The 15,915-nt window shown below is 67.5% G+C and carries 16 protein-coding genes; 2 read left to right on the forward strand and 14 right to left on the reverse strand.

What is annotated here, in order from left to right; genetic code table 11:
* Window positions 1–52: 52 nt before the first annotated feature.
* Window positions 53–1,351 carry an amidohydrolase gene (locus ACW176_RS13790; RefSeq protein WP_492109517.1) on the forward strand — a complete coding sequence of 433 codons (1,299 nt, stop codon included), beginning with the start codon at window positions 53–55 and terminating at the stop codon, window positions 1,349–1,351.
* Window positions 1,352–1,477: 126 nt separating this feature from the next.
* Here the strand turns inward: ACW176_RS13790 and ACW176_RS13795 are convergent, their stop codons facing one another.
* The 5 genes from ACW176_RS13795 to topA form a co-directional block, all read right to left on the reverse strand.
* Entirely contained in the window at window positions 1,478–2,605 is a 1,128-nt protein-coding gene (locus tag ACW176_RS13795; protein WP_492109518.1) for a pyridoxal phosphate-dependent aminotransferase, read from the reverse strand.
* Window position 2,606: 1 nt separating this feature from the next.
* Entirely contained in the window at window positions 2,607–4,922 is a 2,316-nt protein-coding gene (gene rnr, locus ACW176_RS13800; protein WP_492109519.1) for a ribonuclease R, read from the reverse strand.
* Between the two features lie 189 nt (window positions 4,923–5,111).
* Complete coding sequence (locus ACW176_RS13805; RefSeq protein ID WP_492109520.1) at window positions 5,112–5,633, reverse strand: DUF1993 family protein; 522 nt, start codon at window positions 5,631–5,633, stop codon at window positions 5,112–5,114.
* Between the two features lie 103 nt (window positions 5,634–5,736).
* Window positions 5,737–6,102: a hypothetical protein gene (locus ACW176_RS13810; protein ID WP_492109521.1), complete on the reverse strand. Its 366-nt coding sequence runs from the start codon at window positions 6,100–6,102 to the stop codon at window positions 5,737–5,739.
* Between the two features lie 38 nt (window positions 6,103–6,140).
* Window positions 6,141–8,849 (reverse strand): type I DNA topoisomerase, encoded by a 2,709-nt coding sequence (gene topA, locus ACW176_RS13815; protein ID WP_492109522.1) that lies wholly within the window; start codon window positions 8,847–8,849, stop codon window positions 6,141–6,143.
* Window positions 8,850–9,027: 178 nt separating this feature from the next.
* Between topA and ACW176_RS13820 the strand changes: the two genes are divergently transcribed.
* A complete protein-coding gene (locus ACW176_RS13820) occupies window positions 9,028–9,201 on the forward strand; it encodes a hypothetical protein (RefSeq protein WP_419317302.1) in 174 nt (57 codons plus the stop codon).
* Window positions 9,202–9,224: 23 nt separating this feature from the next.
* On the opposite strand, the gene ACW176_RS13825 is transcribed toward ACW176_RS13820, so the two are convergent.
* The 9 genes from ACW176_RS13825 to ruvX all read right to left on the reverse strand — a co-directional run bounded on the left by ACW176_RS13825 (window position 9,225) and on the right by ruvX (window position 15,891).
* Window positions 9,225–9,545: a helix-turn-helix domain-containing protein gene (locus ACW176_RS13825; protein ID WP_492109523.1), complete on the reverse strand. Its 321-nt coding sequence runs from the start codon at window positions 9,543–9,545 to the stop codon at window positions 9,225–9,227.
* Window positions 9,546–9,558: 13 nt separating this feature from the next.
* Window positions 9,559–9,840: a BrnT family toxin gene (locus tag ACW176_RS13830; RefSeq protein WP_492109524.1), complete on the reverse strand. Its 282-nt coding sequence runs from the start codon at window positions 9,838–9,840 to the stop codon at window positions 9,559–9,561.
* A gap of 39 nt (window positions 9,841–9,879) precedes the next feature.
* The gene (dprA, locus tag ACW176_RS13835; RefSeq protein WP_492109525.1) at window positions 9,880–10,977 is read right to left on the reverse strand and encodes a DNA-processing protein DprA; all 1,098 of its coding nucleotides are present in this window, start codon (window positions 10,975–10,977) and stop codon (window positions 9,880–9,882) included.
* The gene (plsY, locus tag ACW176_RS13840; protein ID WP_492109526.1) at window positions 10,974–11,621 is read right to left on the reverse strand and encodes a glycerol-3-phosphate 1-O-acyltransferase PlsY; all 648 of its coding nucleotides are present in this window, start codon (window positions 11,619–11,621) and stop codon (window positions 10,974–10,976) included. Before plsY ends, dprA begins: the two co-directional genes overlap by 4 nt.
* A 112-nt stretch (window positions 11,622–11,733) precedes the next feature.
* The gene (locus tag ACW176_RS13845) at window positions 11,734–12,015 is read right to left on the reverse strand and encodes a type II toxin-antitoxin system RelE/ParE family toxin (RefSeq protein ID WP_492109527.1); all 282 of its coding nucleotides are present in this window, start codon (window positions 12,013–12,015) and stop codon (window positions 11,734–11,736) included.
* Window positions 12,005–12,259: a type II toxin-antitoxin system ParD family antitoxin gene (locus ACW176_RS13850; protein WP_492109528.1), complete on the reverse strand. Its 255-nt coding sequence runs from the start codon at window positions 12,257–12,259 to the stop codon at window positions 12,005–12,007. The genes ACW176_RS13845 and ACW176_RS13850 overlap by 11 nt, the downstream gene beginning before the upstream one ends.
* A gap of 64 nt (window positions 12,260–12,323) precedes the next feature.
* Window positions 12,324–13,625, reverse strand: coding sequence for a dihydroorotase (gene pyrC, locus ACW176_RS13855; protein WP_492109529.1), 1,302 nt, complete (start codon window positions 13,623–13,625; stop codon window positions 12,324–12,326).
* The gene (locus tag ACW176_RS13860; protein WP_419317294.1) at window positions 13,622–14,617 is read right to left on the reverse strand and encodes an aspartate carbamoyltransferase catalytic subunit; all 996 of its coding nucleotides are present in this window, start codon (window positions 14,615–14,617) and stop codon (window positions 13,622–13,624) included. Before ACW176_RS13860 ends, pyrC begins: the two co-directional genes overlap by 4 nt.
* A gap of 782 nt (window positions 14,618–15,399) precedes the next feature.
* The gene (ruvX, locus tag ACW176_RS13865; protein ID WP_419255129.1) at window positions 15,400–15,891 is read right to left on the reverse strand and encodes a Holliday junction resolvase RuvX; all 492 of its coding nucleotides are present in this window, start codon (window positions 15,889–15,891) and stop codon (window positions 15,400–15,402) included.
* Window positions 15,892–15,915 lie beyond the last annotated feature (24 nt).

Genomic DNA, 15,915 nt, shown 5'->3' on the forward strand with positions numbered 1-15,915 from the left:
CATCCCGCTGCAAGCACCCCAATGTCCGCCGGCTTTTCAGAGGACGACGCGCATGTTTGGACGGGTTTCGACGCTGGCGATCATGGCTGGCCTGGCTTTCGGCGCGCCGGCCCTGGCCGCGCCTTCGGCCGCCAAGGTCGAGGCCGCCGCCAAGGCGGTCCAGCCCAAGGTCGTCGCTTGGCGCCGCGACCTTCACCAGAACCCGGAACTGGGCAACCAGGAGGTCCGAACCGCCGCCCTCGTCGCCAGGGAGTTGAAGGCCCTGGGCTTCGAGGTCCGCGAAGGCGTGGGCAAGACCGGCGTGGTCGGCATCCTCAAGGGCGGCAAGCCCGGCAAGGTCGTGGCCCTGCGCGCCGACATGGACGCCCTGCCGGTCGAGGAAAAGACCGGCCTGCCGTTCGCCTCCAAGGTCACCGCCACCTGGGAAGGCCGCACGGTGCCGGTGATGCACGCCTGTGGCCACGACACCCATGTCGCCATGCTGCTGGGAACCGCCACGGTGCTGGCCGGCATGAAGGCCGACATCAAGGGTACGGTCGTCCTGATCTTCCAGCCCGCCGAGGAAGGCCCGCAGGCCGGCGAGGAAGGCGGCGCCAAGCTGATGATCCAGGATGGGGCTCTGGACCAGCCCAAGGTCGACGCCATCTTCGGCCTGCACATCGGCCCGGCCGACGCCCACCTGCTGAACTACCGGCCGATGGGCTTCTACGCCTCGTCCGACCGCATCGCGATCACGGTGAAGGGCAAGCAGACCCACGGCGCGCGGCCCTGGGCCGGCATCGACATGGCCAGCGTCGCGGCCGACATCATCCAGGCCATGAACCAGATCGCCGCCCGTCAGGTCGATGTCGGGGTGTCGCCCTCGGTCGTGACCATCGCCACGATCAACATGGGCATGCGCCAGAACATCATTCCGGAAGACCTGGTGATGGGCGGCACCATGCGCACCTTCTCGACCGAGCGCCGGGCCGACCTGATCGACAAGGTCCAGAAGAGCGTCGCCGCCATCGGCGACCGCTACGGAGCCAAGGCGCAGGCCGTGTTCACCCAGCCCTATCCGGTGACCTACAACGATCCCGACCTGTCGAAGTGGGTGAAGACCTCGCTGTCGAAAGCCTCGCCCGGCAAGGTTGACGACAACGCCGCCCTGGTGACGGGAGCCGAGGATTTCTCGATGTACGCCCAGAAAGTTCCGGGCGTGTTCATCCAGCTGGGCGGTCGCCCGGCCAGCGTTCCGGCCGCTGGCGCCCCGGCCAATCACTCGCCCTATTTCGACATCGACGAGGCGGTGCTGGAAACCGGCGTGAAGGCCGAGGTGTTCATGGCGCTGGATTATCTGGAGAAGAAGTAGGGGGCGCGACTTAGATCCTCCGGCCCTCTGGGGGAGGTGGCCCAGAGGGCCGGAGGGGGCTAGCTGGGCGGATGCCGCGATAGCCCCCTCAGTCGCTCCGCGCCAGCTCCCCCAGAGGGGGAGCAGCTAGCGGCCGGCAAACCAAGGGACCAGCCGCCGCAAAGCCTCCTCGACCTCCGCCGTCGACACCGCGAAGCTGATCCGCATGAACCGGTGTCCCTCGACGGGATCGAAGTCGATGCCCGGGGCGGTGGCGACCCCCGTGTCGGTCAACAACTGCTGGCAGAACGCCATCGAGTCATCGGTCAGGTGGCCGATATCGGCCCAGATGTAGAAAGCCCCGTCCGGCGGCGCGATCTTCGCCAGGCCCAGCGAGGGCAGGGCGTCGAGCAGCAGCTGGCGGTTCCGGCGATAGACCTTGACATGGCCGTCGAGCTCCTCGTGGCAGTCCATGGCCACCAGGCCGGCGTGCTGGCTCAGCGACGGGGCGGTCAGGAACAGGTTGCCCATATAGGCCCGCGCCCGATGCACATGCTCCAGCGGCGACAGCAGCCAGCCCAGCCGCCAGCCCACCATGCTGAAATATTTCGAGAAACTGTTGACCACCAGGGCGCTCGGCTCGAACTCCAGCATGGAGCGGACGGGGCCGACATAGGACAGGCCGTGATAGATTTCGTCGCTGACGATCCGGATATTCCGTGTACGGCATATGTCCGCGATGGCGGCCATTTCATCGTCGGCGATGACGGTGCCGGTCGGGTTGGCGGGGCTGGCCACGATGACGCCGGCCGGGGCGGGATCCAGCGCCGCCAGGTGGGCGGCGGTCAGCTGGTAGCGATCTTCCGGCCCGCAGGCGATCTCGACCGGAACCAGGTTCAGGGCTTTCAGCGTGTTGCGATAGGCCACATAGCCGGGCCGGGCCAGGGCCACGCGGTCGCCGGCCTCGAACGACGAGGCCAGGGCCATGACCAGGGCCGGCGAGGCGCCGCAGGTCAGGATGATCTGCTCGGGATCGACATGCACGCCGTGCCTGTCGTCATAGTGCCGGGCGATGCGAGCCTTCAGCGCCGGGCTCTCCCAATAGCCCAGGCCGTCGGTGTCCAGCACGTGGTGAGCGCGGGCGATCGCGGCCTTCGGCGCACCCGTCGAGGGCTGGCCGAACTCCATGTGGATCACCGAGCGGCCCTCGGCCTTGAGCTGGTGGGCGAGGCGGCTGATGGCGATGGCGTGGAACTGGTCGAGGTCGGGGCGCATGCTATCGCCGCTTGCCGCGCCGAACGCCCTTGGGCAGCCCGCCACGCGGCTTGACCGCCGCCTGACGCCGGGCCCCGAGCCTTGGCAAGGGCGCCTTGGGATCTGCCGGCAGCGGCTCGCTCAGCATTTCGAACAGCAGGCCGCCGGTCACCGGGGTGGCCTCGACCAGCTTGACCTCGACATTCAGGCCCAGCGGCCAGCGCTTGCCGGTGCGCTCTCCGACCAGGGCGTGCATGCGTTCGTCATGGACGAAGAACTCTGCGCCCAGGGACGAGATCGGGATCAGGCCGTCGGCCCCGGTCTCGTCCAGCTTCACGAACAGGCCAAAGCGGGTGACGCCGGTGATGCGGCCATTGAACGTCGCCCCCACCCGGTCGGACAGGAAGGCGGCGATATAGCGGTCGGTGGCGTCACGCTCGGCGGCCATGGCCCGGCGCTCGGCATAGGTGATGGTCTCGGCCGTATCCTTGATCTGGCTGATGTCCTGATCGGTCAGGCCATCGCTGCCCAGCCCCAGCGCCCGGATCAGGGCCCGGTGTACGATCAGGTCGGCATAGCGCCGGATCGGGCTGGTGAAGTGGGCGTACTTGGCCAGGTTCAGGCCGAAATGGCCCAGATTGTCGGCGCTGTAGTGGGCCTGCATCTGGGTGCGCAGCACCACCTCGTTGATGATGGCGGCATGCGGCCCGTCGCGGGTTTCGTCCAGCAGCTTGTTGAAGCGCGAGGTCTGCGGGGCCTCGCCCTTGTTCCACTTGATCTCCAGCGTCGCCAGGAACTCGGCCAGGTTCTGGACCTTCTCCTGGCTGGGTGTGTCGTGGACGCGATAGATCAGCGGCGTGCGCTTGGCTTCCAGGCTCTCGGCGGCCGAGACATTGGCCTGGATCATCATCTCCTCGATCAGCTTGTGGGCCTCGAGGCTGGCGCGGCGATTGATCGAGGCGATCTCGCCCTCTTTCGTGATGACGATCTTGCGCTCGTCGCTCTCGATGCCCAGCGGCGAGCGGATGTCGCGGCCCTTGCCCATCAGGCGGAAGGCGGTCCACAGGGGCTTGAGGATCGGATCCAGCAGGGGCGGGGCCTTGTCGCCGTCCTGGCCGTCGGGCGGGATCACGCCGTCGATGGCGGCCTGGGCCTGCTCGTAGGAGAGCTTGGCGGCCGAGCGCATCAGGCCGCGCACAAAGCGGTGGCTCTTCTTGCGACCGGCGCTGTCGAACACCATCCGCACCGCCAGGGTGGCGCGGTTCTCGCCTTCACGCAGGGAGCACAGGCCGTTGGACAGCACCTCGGGCAGCATCGGCTCCACCCGGTCGGGGAAATAGACGCTGTTGCCCTTTTCGCGGGCCTCGCGGTCAAGCGCCGAGCCCGGGCGCACATAGGCGGCGACGTCGGCGATGGCCACCCAGACGATCCAGCCGTCCACATTGTTCGCGTCGGGATCAGGATGGGCATAGACGGCGTCGTCATGGTCGCGGGCGTCAACGGGGTCGATGGTCACGAACGGCAGGTCGCGCAGGTCGTCGCGGCCCTCCAGCGTCGGCGGTTTGGCGGCGGCGGCCTCGGCTTCAGCCTCTTCGGAGAAACCGGTCGGGATGCCGTGGCTGTGGATGGCGATCAGCGAGGCGGCGCGCGGATGGTCCTCGCGGCCCACCACTTCCAGCACCTTGCCCTGCTTGGGGCCATAGCGACCCGCGGCCGTGCCGACCTGGGCGATGACTAGATCGCCGTCCTTCAGGTCCTTGGCCTCCTGCTCGTTGAGGATCAGGCTTTCCTTGGACTTGCGATCCACGGGCTCGACCCGGATCTCGCGGCGATGCCGGCGGATCACGCCCAGAATCTTGTGAGCGCTCTGGCCCAGCCTCTTGATCAGCCGGGCTTCCATCTCGCCGTTTTCGAGGCGCTCGAAGCGCACCAGCAGGCGGTCACCCATGCCCGGCGCGCCGCCGGCGTTTTCGTTGCGAGCCGGCGAGAGGCGCACCAGCGGCGCGTCGTCGCCGGACTTGGTCAGCTTGACGAACATGTCGCCGTCGGCGTCGCGATCGACCACGTCGGCCACGCCCACCGGCGGCAGCGAGCCGGCCTCGGCAAAGCCCTTGCGGCCGCGCTTGCCCAGGTCGCCCTGGGCCTCCAGTTCACGCAGCATTTCGCGCAGGGCGCGGCGATCGGCGCCCTTCAGACCAAAGTGGCGAGCGATGTCGGCCTTGCCGCTCTCGCCGGCGCTGCGCAGGAACGCCAGCAGGGTCTCACGATCCGGCAGGCCTTGCGGCGGCTTGGGAGCAGCGGGGAATTTCGACGACTTGGGCGTGCGCGGTTTGGCCATGTGCTGGGATAACCCGGCAGCGGGGGGAATGGCCAAGGGAAAGACGCTGGAACCGGCCGCGATTTGCCGGGCACGCGTCCGTCGGCAAGGGAATGGGTCGCGATGATGATCTAGAGTTCGGTTGCGGCGAGGGGGGCGAGGGCAAATTTCGACCCGAAAGCGACATTCGCCAGCCTCGGTTCCAGTCCGCTAGGTCTTAACTCTCAGTCGTCCCATGTAGTCCCGCTTTCCGATCGGCGCGCCATTTACCCGCAGGATGTCGTACGCCGTCGTCGCGTGGAAATGGAGATTGGGGAGGCAGAATGACAAAATGAAGCTATCAGCAGTGAACGGCAGGCTTACGTCGCCTGACTGAAATAGGACGTCGCGATTGGCGAGGTCATCAATCTGTTTACGGTCCAGTAACTCCAGCGCTTTTCGAGCGCGTTGGGTCGTCTCTTCCAATTCTCGATATTCAAGCGGTCGCGATGCTTTTGGAGGCTCGAACACTCCGCTTTCAATACCCTGAATTGCGCCTACCGAGTAATGCGCTACAGCAATAACTTGGAACTTCAGCGATGCCATGTCCTCAACCAAGCGACATGTCGTCAGATCGTTTGGGTCACGACCGATGTCGATGTAGTGACGTCGGCTACGGTCAAGAAAGCCTGCCATGGCTGCTAGTGTCTGCGCGAAGCAAGCAACGCTCAAATCGTAAAACGATGTTGCCATATGACTGCTCCCTCAAGGAGATGATCAGCCCGGCTGATGGCCGCTCACCACGCCGAGCAGACCGTAAGCACGTCCGCTCTCGGGGGCTTCTAACCGGCGTAGCTCAGTAGAGGTCCTCAATCGACCGCGGCGGCTGCTGGGCCGGCGGGGTCGTTGCAGCCGTCGGCGCGGCTTCCGACGGCGCCGGTGGGGTCTCGATCACCGCTGGAGGGGCTTCCGCCTCGGCGGTCTTGACCTCGACGGCCTTGACCTTGGGCTTTTCGGGCGGCGCCGGCACGTAGAGCGGAGCCGGGGCCGCGTCCTTGACCGGCACACCCGACACCTCGGCCAGGGGCGCGGTCGAGGCGCTGGTGTTGGGCTTGCCGCCCTTCAAAGCATTGGTCACGCCCATGACGAAGCCCAAGACGCTGACCAGGATCAGGCCGGCGACCACGACGGTCAGGGGCAGGGGGCGTTCAAGCGACGTCATGCCGGTAATCTAACCCCGGATCGCAAACATGGGTAGGGTCACGCCCCCGTCTCGGTTGAAGACTTTGCGGGCTTCTTGGCGGCGGCCTTTTTAGGAGCCGCTTTCTTGGCCGCCGGCTTTTTGGCGGGCGCCTTCTTGGCCGGAGCCGCGCCGTCAGCGGCCGCCTTTGCCTTGGCCGGAGCCTTGGTCGCCGCCTTGGCCGGGGCCTTCTTGGCGGCCGCCTTCTTCACCGGCTTCTTGCCGCCGCCCTTGGCGACGCGTTCGGCCAGCAGGACCACAGCCTCGGCCAGGGTCAGGGCGGCCGGATCAGCGCCCTTGGGCACATTGGCGTTGGTGTCGCCGTGCTTGATGTAGGGACCAAAGCGGCCCGACAGCACCTTCACCGGCTTGCCGTCCTCGGGGTGGACGCCCAGGTCGGCCAGGGCCGCGGCCTGGCCACGCTGCGGACGCCCGCCGCCGGCCCGCTTGTCGGCCAGCAGGGCGACGGCGCGGTTCAGGCCGATGTCGAACACCTCTTCGGGGTTTTCCAGATTGGCGTAGGTGCCCTCGTGCAGGACGAAGGGCCCAAACCGGCCAAGGCCGGCGGTGATCTTCTTGCCGTCGTCGGGGTGCATCCCGACTTCGCGCGGCAGGGCCAGCAGGCGCAGGGCCTTTTCAAGATCGACGGCGGCCGGCAGCCAGCCCTTGGGCAGGCTGGATCGTTTGGGCTTGTCACCGCTCTCGGCGGCCGGCGGCTCTTCGACATAGGGGCCAAAGCGGCCGTTCTTCAGCCACACCGAGCGACCGGTCTCGGGATTGATCCCCAGGTCCTTGTCGGCGGCCTCGGCCTCGCCTTCGCCTTCGGCGGTGGCCAGTTGGCGGGTGAAGCGGCATTCGGGATAGTTGCTACAGCCGATGAAGGCGCCGAACTTGCCGACCTTCAGCGACAGCATGCCCGTCCCGCAGGTGGGGCAGGTGCGCGGGTTGGAGCCGTCGCCCTTGTCGGGGAAGATATGCGGGCCGAGGGCGTCGTTCAGCGCGTCCAGCACATTGGTGACGCGCAGTTCGGCGATCTCGCCGACGGCGGCGGCGAAGTCTTTCCAGAAGTCGCGCAGGAACTGTTTCCAGTCCAGCTTGCCGTCCGACACCAGGTCCAGCTGCTCTTCGAGGCCGGCGGTAAAATCGTATTCGACATAGCGACGGAAGAACTGCTCCAGGAAGGCGGTGACCAGGCGGCCCTTGTCTTCCGGGATGAAGCGGTTCTTCTCCATCTTCACATATTCGCGGTCGCGCAGCACGGTCAGGACCGAGGCGTAGGTCGACGGACGGCCGATCCCCAGCTCTTCCATCTTCTTGACCAGGCTGGCTTCCGAATAGCGCGGGGGCGGTTCGGTGAAGTGCTGGTCGGCGCGGGCGTCGATCACCTTGGCGCTGGCGCCGTCCTCGATCATCGGCAGGCGGGCGCTGTCCTCGTCGCCGTCGTCGTCGCGGCCTTCTTCGTAGACGGTCAGATAGCCGGGGAAGAGCACGACCTGGCCGGTGGCGCGCAGGCCGGTCTGGCCGTCGTGGCTTTCGATGTCGACCGTGGTGCGCTCGATGCGGGCGCTTTCCATCTGCGAGGCGATCATCCGCTTCCAGATCAGCTCGTACAGGCGGCCCAGATCCGGCTCCAGGCGCAGCGAGCCCGGATTGCGGCCCAGGCTGGTCGGGCGGATGGCTTCGTGGGCCTCCTGGGCGTTCTTGGCCTTGACCTTGTAGTAGCGCGGCGTCTCGGGGACGTAGTCCTTGCCATAGACATTGCCGATCACGTCGCGGGCTTCGGCGATGCCCTCGGGGCCGACCGCCACGCCGTCGGTTCGCATATAGGTGATCAGGCCGACGGTCTCGCCGCCGATGTCGATGCCTTCATAGAGCTTCTGCGCCGCCTGCATGGTGCGCTGGGCGCTGAAACCCAGCTTGCGGGAGGCTTCCTGCTGCAGGGTCGAGGTGGTGAAGGGCGGAGCGGGCGAGCGCTTGCCGGGCTTCTTCTCGACGGCGGCGATCTTGAACACGGCCTTTTCGACCGCCGCCTTGGCGGCCAGGGCCGAGCCCTCGTTGTTCAGGTCGAACTTGGTGAGCTTCTTGCCTTCGTGCTTGACCAGCCGGGCCAGGAACGGATCGGCGCCGGCCGAGACGTCGGCGTCGACGCTCCAGTATTCCTGGGTCTTGAAGCGCTCGATCTCCATCTCGCGCTCGACGATCAGCCGCAGACAGACCGATTGGACGCGGCCGGCCGAGCGGCTGCCCGGCAGCTTGCGCCACAGGACGGGCGAGAGGGTGAAGCCGACCAGGTAGTCCAGGGCGCGGCGGGCCAGATAGGCCTCGACCAGCTCCATGTCGATGTCGCGCGGATTGGCCATCGCTTCGAGGACGGACGCCTTGGTGATGGCGTTGAACGTCACGCGCTGGACGGTCATGCCTTTGACCGCCTTCTTCTTCTGAAGGACCTCCAGAATGTGCCAGCTGATCGCTTCCCCTTCGCGGTCGGGGTCGGTGGCCAGGATCAGGCGGTCGGCCCCCTTCATCGCGTCGATGATGTCGGCGACGCGCTTGGACGACTTCGCGTCGATCTCCCAGCTCATCGCGAAATCGTTGTCGGGCTCCACCGAGCCGTCTTTCGACGGCAGGTCGCGGATATGGCCGTACGAGGCGAGAACCGTGTAGTCGGACCCGAGATACTTGTTGATGGTCTTGGCCTTGGCCGGGCTCTCGACGACGACGACGTTCATTAGGACTCTTGTACCCTGGGGGAGGATCGCCCTGGAGGCGAGCGGCGGAAAGTGGGGGCGCGACGGGGTGTCTGTCAACGCGGCCTGTTCAAACGGCGCCGTTTCCCGCGATTTGGTAGCCGATTGTTAAGGTCGGTCGGGTGATAGTGGAGACTGAACCCAAACCTTTTTGGCGCTCATGAACGTCTCGACCATCAACCGGATCGCCACCGAGGCCTATGTCTCGCCGATCCAGCCCGTCAAGCCGGTGACCTCCAACGCGGAACGCGCGCAGATCGCCGACCGCCTGCGCGACGCCATTCGCGCCGCCCCGGCCCAGGGCACCGGGCTGATGATCGACCTCAGCGTCTAGGATTTCAGGCCAGAAGTCGCCGATCAGGCCGCTTCGCCACCGACCAGCCTTCGCATCGTCTCGGGATCCCGGGCTATCGCCGTCAGCAGCGTTCTGGCGGGCGCGTCTGGCGTGGTTCGACCCTGTTCCCAATCCCGGACTGTCGACAGCGGCAAGCGGAATGCCGCAGAGAACGCCGCCTGGGTCATGCCTAGCCGACCGCGAATATCCTTGATCGCGTTGACGCGCTTGAACCGGGATAGCTGCTCCTCGGTCAGCGGCGGGCAGTCGGGATCGGACAGTGCGGCGGCGTTGATGTCTTCGTCTGTCATCGCCTTGAGGCGATCCCAGTCGGTCTTGCCCATCGGCAGATCGCCGCTACGCACCACGAAAGTACCTTTTGCTTTCGACGGGGTTGGCGGGTCTGGCTGAGATGATCCGGTAGTGATTTTGGACATGTGAGACGGTGACGACGAAGAGGATGGCCCCGAAGCAGGCGCCGATGATCTGGATCCTTTCTTCGCCGTAGTCGAACCGGTCATCGACATCCTCCATCCGCCAAGGGTCCAGGATCGCGTGACAGGCGTCTTTGAAATCAACCCCATGTTTGGCGAGGTTGCTCCGAGCCTTCTCAGGGTCCCATTCGAATTCAATGTCCACAGTACTGATATCCAGTACTTGGGGCAAGGCGCCGTCGCATCAAACCCCCGCCACCATCCCTCCGGCCAGCAGCTCCGCCCGTTCGGCAAGGGCCAGTTCCACCAGGGCCGCCATCACCGCCGAGGTCGGGGCGCCGGTCGCCCGGACCAGTTCGTCGCGCGAAACGGCCGTGGGTGAGAGCAGGGCGGCCAGACGCTCGCGCAGGGCGTCGAAGTCAATGTCGGCTGCCGGCTCGCCGTCATAGTCCCGCTCGCGCTCGCGCAGATGGGTCTGGCCCGATAGGTTGCGCAGGACGTCTTCGGCGCCTTCGCACAGGATCGCGCCCTGGCGGATCAGGTCGTTGGTCCCCCGGGCGCGCGGGTCCAGCGGCGAGCCGGGCACGGCGAAGACATCGCGGCCCTGCTCGGCGGCCAGGCGGGCGGTGATCAGCGAGCCGGACTTCAGCTCGGCCTCGACCACCACCACGCCCAGCGACAGACCGGAGATGATGCGGTTGCGGCGCGGGAAGTCCTTGGCCTGGGCGCGGCGGTCGGGGGCGCTTTCGGACACCACGCAGCCCTCCACGGCGATGCGGGCATGGAGCGAAGCATGTTCGGGCGGATAGATGTCGCCAATTCCGCCGCCCAGCACGGCCACCGTGCCGGTGCGCATCGCGCCCTCATGCGCCGCGCCGTCGACGCCGCGCGCCATGCCGCTGACGATGACATGGCCGGCCTCGCCCAGCTCGGCGGCCAGCTGGCGGGCGAAGCGCTGGCCGGCGGCCGAGGCTATGCGGGCGCCGACGATGGCGATGCTGGCTTGGGGCAGAAGCTCGGCCCGGCCCAGGGCCCACAGCACCGGCGGCGGCGGATCAAGGGCGGTCAGGCGGGCGGGGAAGTCAGGCTCGCAACCGCACAGCAGCCGCGCGCCCAGGGCCGCGCCGGCCTCCAGTTCCCGCTCGATGGTTTCGCGCAGGGGAATGTTCAGCGGCGTGGCCCGCCCCCCGCGACGGGAGAGGTCGGGCAGGGCGCTCAGGGCGCGCTCGGGCGTGCCGAAGCGGGCCAGCAGGTGCTCGAAGGCGACGGGGCCGACCGTCTCGGTGCGCGCCAGCCGAAGCCAGGCCAGGCGCTGAACGTCCGAGAGGCGGCCCGAAATCACGCGGCCGGAGGCGGGGTCTCCGCCGTCTTCTTCTTGCCGATCTTGGGTTCTTCGCCCTTCAGCAGGCGGGCGATGTTCTCGCGGTGGCGGATGAAGATCAGCACGGCCATGAACAGGGCCAGCACCAGCATGGCATAGGGCTGGTCGGTGGCCAGGGCGAACGGCGCGGCCAGGGCGGCGGCGGTCAGGGCGGCCAGCGAGCTGATGCGGAACAGGGCGGCCATGGCCAGCCAGGTGATGGCGGCCAGCACGCCCACGGGCCAGCAGGCGGCCAGCAGCACGCCATAGAAGGTGGCCACGCCCTTGCCGCCCTTGAACTTCAGCCAGACGGGAAACAGGTGGCCCAGAAACGCCGCGCCGCCGGCCAGGGCGACGATGGCGGCGCTGTCGTTCGTCAGCCAGCGGGCCAGCAGCACGGCCAGCACGCCCTTGCCGGCGTCGCCCAGCAGGGTGATGGCCGCCAGATCCTTGCGGCCCGAGCGCAGCACATTGGTCGCGCCGATATTGCCCGAGCCGATCTGGCGAATGTCGCCGGCCCCGCCGAGGCGGGTGGCGATCAGGCCGAACGGGATCGAGCCGAGGAGGTAGCCTCCGACGACGGCGATCGCGAGCGTGAGATAGACGGCTTGAGCGAGATCTTGCACGTTTCGACCCTAAGGCGAGTTGCGCGCGATTTCAACCGCTACGCAAGGATTGCTTGTGGCGAAGGTGTAGCAGGAGACTCAGGGCGGGGGCAAAAGGCGGGCCCCTGACCCTTCAGGGAAGCCAATCTTCGGATCCATGCCGAACACGCTGGATGAAGATGTCCGCCCCGTCGAGGCGGTAGATGATGATGTGGCTCTTGTAAGGATGGACGCGCGACGAGCGGCCCAGTTCGTCGCGTTCGGGAGCGGCGAGCGGGAACTCGGAGAGAAACGCGAACGCCCTTTCCAGCCCCGCATGATAGCGCTCGGCCTGGCCCTGCCCAAACGCGCCCGCTCCGGTCAGGTAGATATCGAGGATATCCTGCTCGGCCTTGCGACTGAGCCTATAGGCCATCCGCACTGGCCCGCAGCCGGCGGCGCGCCGCCGCCAGGATGTCGTCCATGGAGCTGGTCCCGACACCGCTCTCTTCGGCTTCGTCGATCAGGCGCTGCATGGCGGCGACCTTCTCGGCGCGTTCCTGGTCGCGGCGGATCAGGTCGCGCACATAGTCGCTGGCATTGCTGTAGCGCCCGGTCTCGGCGCGGCCTTCCACCCAGTCTTTCATGGCGTCAGGCAGGGAAACGTTCATGGTCGCCATCATGCACCTCTGATGGCAGTGGGTAATATTTAGCAAAGATTGTCAATTCTTGCCATTGAAGGAACTACCCCTCGGCCCGATGCACCACCCGGCCATCCACCAGCGTCATCAGCACCTGACCCTGCAGCCTGCGGCCGTCGAACGGCGAGTTCTTGGACTTCGAGAGCAGCTTGGCCGCATCCACGATGATCGGCGCGTCGATGTCGCACAGCACCAGGTCGGCCGGCGCGCCTGGCGCGATACGGCCGCCGCGCAGGCCCAGCAGCTCGGCCGGCGCCAGGGTGACCGCGCGGATCAGGTCGACCAGCGTCAGGCGTTCGTCGTGGTACAGCGACAGCAGGGCCGGCAGCAGAGTCTCGACGCCGATGGCGCCGGGGGCGGCCTCGTCGAAGGGCAGGCGCTTGTCCTCGGCGGGGGCCGGGGCGTGGGCGGAGACCACGATGTCGATCAGGCCCGAGGCGAGCGCCTCGATCAGGGCCTGACGGTCGTCCTCGCCGCGCAGGGGCGGGGTGACCTTGGCGAAGGTGCGATAGTCGCCCACGTCGAGCTCGTTGAACGAGAGGTGATTGATCGACACGCTGGCGTGCAGGCGCAGGCCCTTGGCCTTGCCGCGCGCCAGGGTCTCCAGCGCGCCGGCGCTGGTGATCTGGTCGACCAGCAGGCGGCCGCCGGTGGCTTCCAGCAGGGCGATGTCGCGCTCCAGCATGATCCGCTCGGCCATCGGCGAGATGGCGGGCAGGCCCAGGCGGCCGGCGAATTCGCCGCCGATCGCCGCGCCGCCCTTGGCCAGCCACATGTCCATCGGCCGGTGGGCCAGCAGGGTGTCGAAGCCCTTGGCGTAGGTCAGGATGCGCTGGAACACCTTGCTGTCGACGATCGGGCGGTCGGCGTCGGTGATGTAGACGCAGCCGGCCTCGCGCATCAGGCCGATCTCGGCCATCTGCTCGCCCTTCAGGCCCTTGGTCGCCGCGCCGGCGCAGAGTATGCGGGCGCTGTCGATGTCGCGGGCCCGGCGCAGGATGAAGTCGACCACGCTGGGATCGTCGATGGCCGGGTCAGTGTCGGGCTGGACGACGATGGAGGTCACGCCGCCGGCGGCGGCGGCGCGCGCGGCTGAAGCCAGGGTTTCCTTGGTCTCAGAGCCCGGCTCGCCGGTCTTGACCCGCAGGTCGATCAGGCCGGGGGCCAGCAGGGCCCCGCCGCAGTCGACGACCCTGACGCCCTTGCCCAGCTTGCCGAACTCGCGGCCCTTGGCGACGTCGGAGATCACGCCTTCGGAGACGATGACCCCGCCGGGACCATCATAGCCGCTCTCGGGATCGACCAGGCGGGCATTGGTGAAGGCCAGGGGCTGGGGCGAATTCATTGGTCGGCCTCCAGCCGTGCGGCGAGGCTGGTCAGCACCGCCATCCGGGCGGCGACGCCCATCTCGACCTGGTCCTGGATCAGGCTGACGGCCGGATCGTCGGCCACGTCGCTGTCGATCTCGACGCCCCGGTTCATGGGCCCGGGGTGCATGACCTTGGCCCCCGGCGCGGCGCGCGACAGCTTTTCGCGGTCCAGGCCATAGAAGCGGAAATATTCGCGGGTCGAGGGCACGAAGCCGCCCTGCATCCGCTCCAGCTGCAGGCGCAGCATCATCACCACGTCAGCGCCGGCCAGGCCCGACTTCATGTCGTGGTGCACGGTCACCCCCCAGCGCTCGGCCTGGGCCGGCATCAGGGTGGCGGGGCCCACCAGCCGCACGCTGGCGCCCAGGGTGTGCAGAAGGGAGACGTTCGAGCGCGCCACGCGGCTGTGCAAAACATCGCCGCAGATCGCCACGGTCAGGCCCGACACCCGGCCAAAGGCGCGGCGGATCGACAGGGCGTCCAGCACCGCCTGGGTCGGATGCTCGTGCTGGCCGTCGCCGGCATTGATCACATGGCCGCTGACCTTCTGGCTGAGCAAGGAGGCCGCGCCCGACGAGGCGTGGCGCACCACCAGCAGGTCGGGGCGCATGGCGTTCAGGGTCACGGCGGTGTCGATCAGGGTTTCGCCCTTGGTGATCGACGAGGTGCGCGGGCTCATATTGACCACGTCGGCGCCCAGGCGCTTGCCGGCGATCTCGAAGCTGGACTGGGTGCGGGTGCTGTTCTCGAAGAACAGGTTCATCAGCGTCCGGCCCTTGAGCAGGTCCAGCGACTTGGAGGTCTGGCGGTTGAAGGCGACGAACGCCTCGGCCAGGTCCAGCAGGTCGGCGGCCTGGGGCGCGTTGAGGTCGCCGGCGGACAGGAAATGGCGCTTTGGGAACGCAAAGGCGCGGGCGCGGATCGCGTCGAGGGCGACGCGGGCGGGATCATGGGGCTTGGCCGTCATGAAACGGTGTCTTAGGCGGCTTTGCCGGGAGAGGGAAGGCGGGACCACGGGGATAGCGATCGCGCCGTCCCCGGATAGGCGCGGGGATAGACGCGGCAAGTCCTCCCCCTGAAGGGTGAGGGGGCCGGAGGCCGGCGGGGGAACACCGCATTGATTCAGCGGGACTTCCCCCTCCGATCGCTGCGCGATCGCCTCCCCCGCTAGGGGGAGGACTTGTACGGGCGCCCAGACAATCGACGCAGCCCCCTAAAAACCTCCCGTATTCTTGTCCCACCTCGTCGTGAGGAAAGGGCGCAAGGCCAGCGACCATTGCGGCGGCGGGGGGTGATCGAGCGGGGCTGGGCTTCAGGGGGATACTGAAGCGCGTCCGGGGATCCTGGCGTTGCAGGACCCGCCCGCCGTCGGCGTGGATGGGGATCAAGGCGAGTGTTGGTCAGGATTGGCCCCACGCCCCCCGACCTCCGGGCGTTCGGGAAACCGAAGCTTCCGGGTCCCGGTAAGGCCCCAACTGGGCCACCCGCTGGGACGCTGACGGATAACGACCACGCGGAGCGGGCGGCTTCGTCGAAACGGTTATTTCTATTCAAGTCCGGACGCGGTCCGGACGCTCCGCGACCCTTTCCATCAACTCGGCGGTTTCCGCGCGAGGTCGCGAAACTGTAGCTGCTCCCCCTCTGGGGGAGCTGTCGCGGAGCGACTGAGGGGGCTAGCTGGAAGTCGGCCGTACTGGCCCCCTCCGGCCCTCCGGGCCACCTCCCCCAGAGGGGGAGGAGCTAAGAAAGCTAAACCTTGCCCGCAGCTTCCCGAATTCCCCGCATCCGCTCCAGCGCGCCCTGCAGAATCCAGCCGGCGGCCATCTTGTCGACCACCTCGGCCCGGCGCTTGCGGTTGACGTCGTGCTCCTCGATCAGCACCCGGGTCACGGCCGCCGTCGACAGGCGCTCGTCCCAGAAGGTGATCGGCACGTGGGGCTGCAGGCGCAGCAGGTTGCGACCCAGCGCCCGGTTGGACTGGCAGCGGACGCCCTCGGTGCCGTCCATGTTCATCGGCAGGCCGATGACAATGCCGGCCGCCTTGCGGCTGCCCATCAGCTTGAACAGCGTCTCGGCGTCCTCGCTGAACTTGGTCTTCCGGATCAGGGCGAGGGGACTGGCGACGGTCAGGGTGACGTCGGAAACGGCCACGCCGATGGTCTTCTCGCCGGGGTCGAGGCCGACGATCGGCATGTAATCGGGGATGGCGGCGGCGAAATCTTCGATATCGAGAACGGGCATCGCCCCTCATAACACGGGGAACGG

Source organism: Caulobacter sp. FV1ye13L (assembly GCF_058681155.1).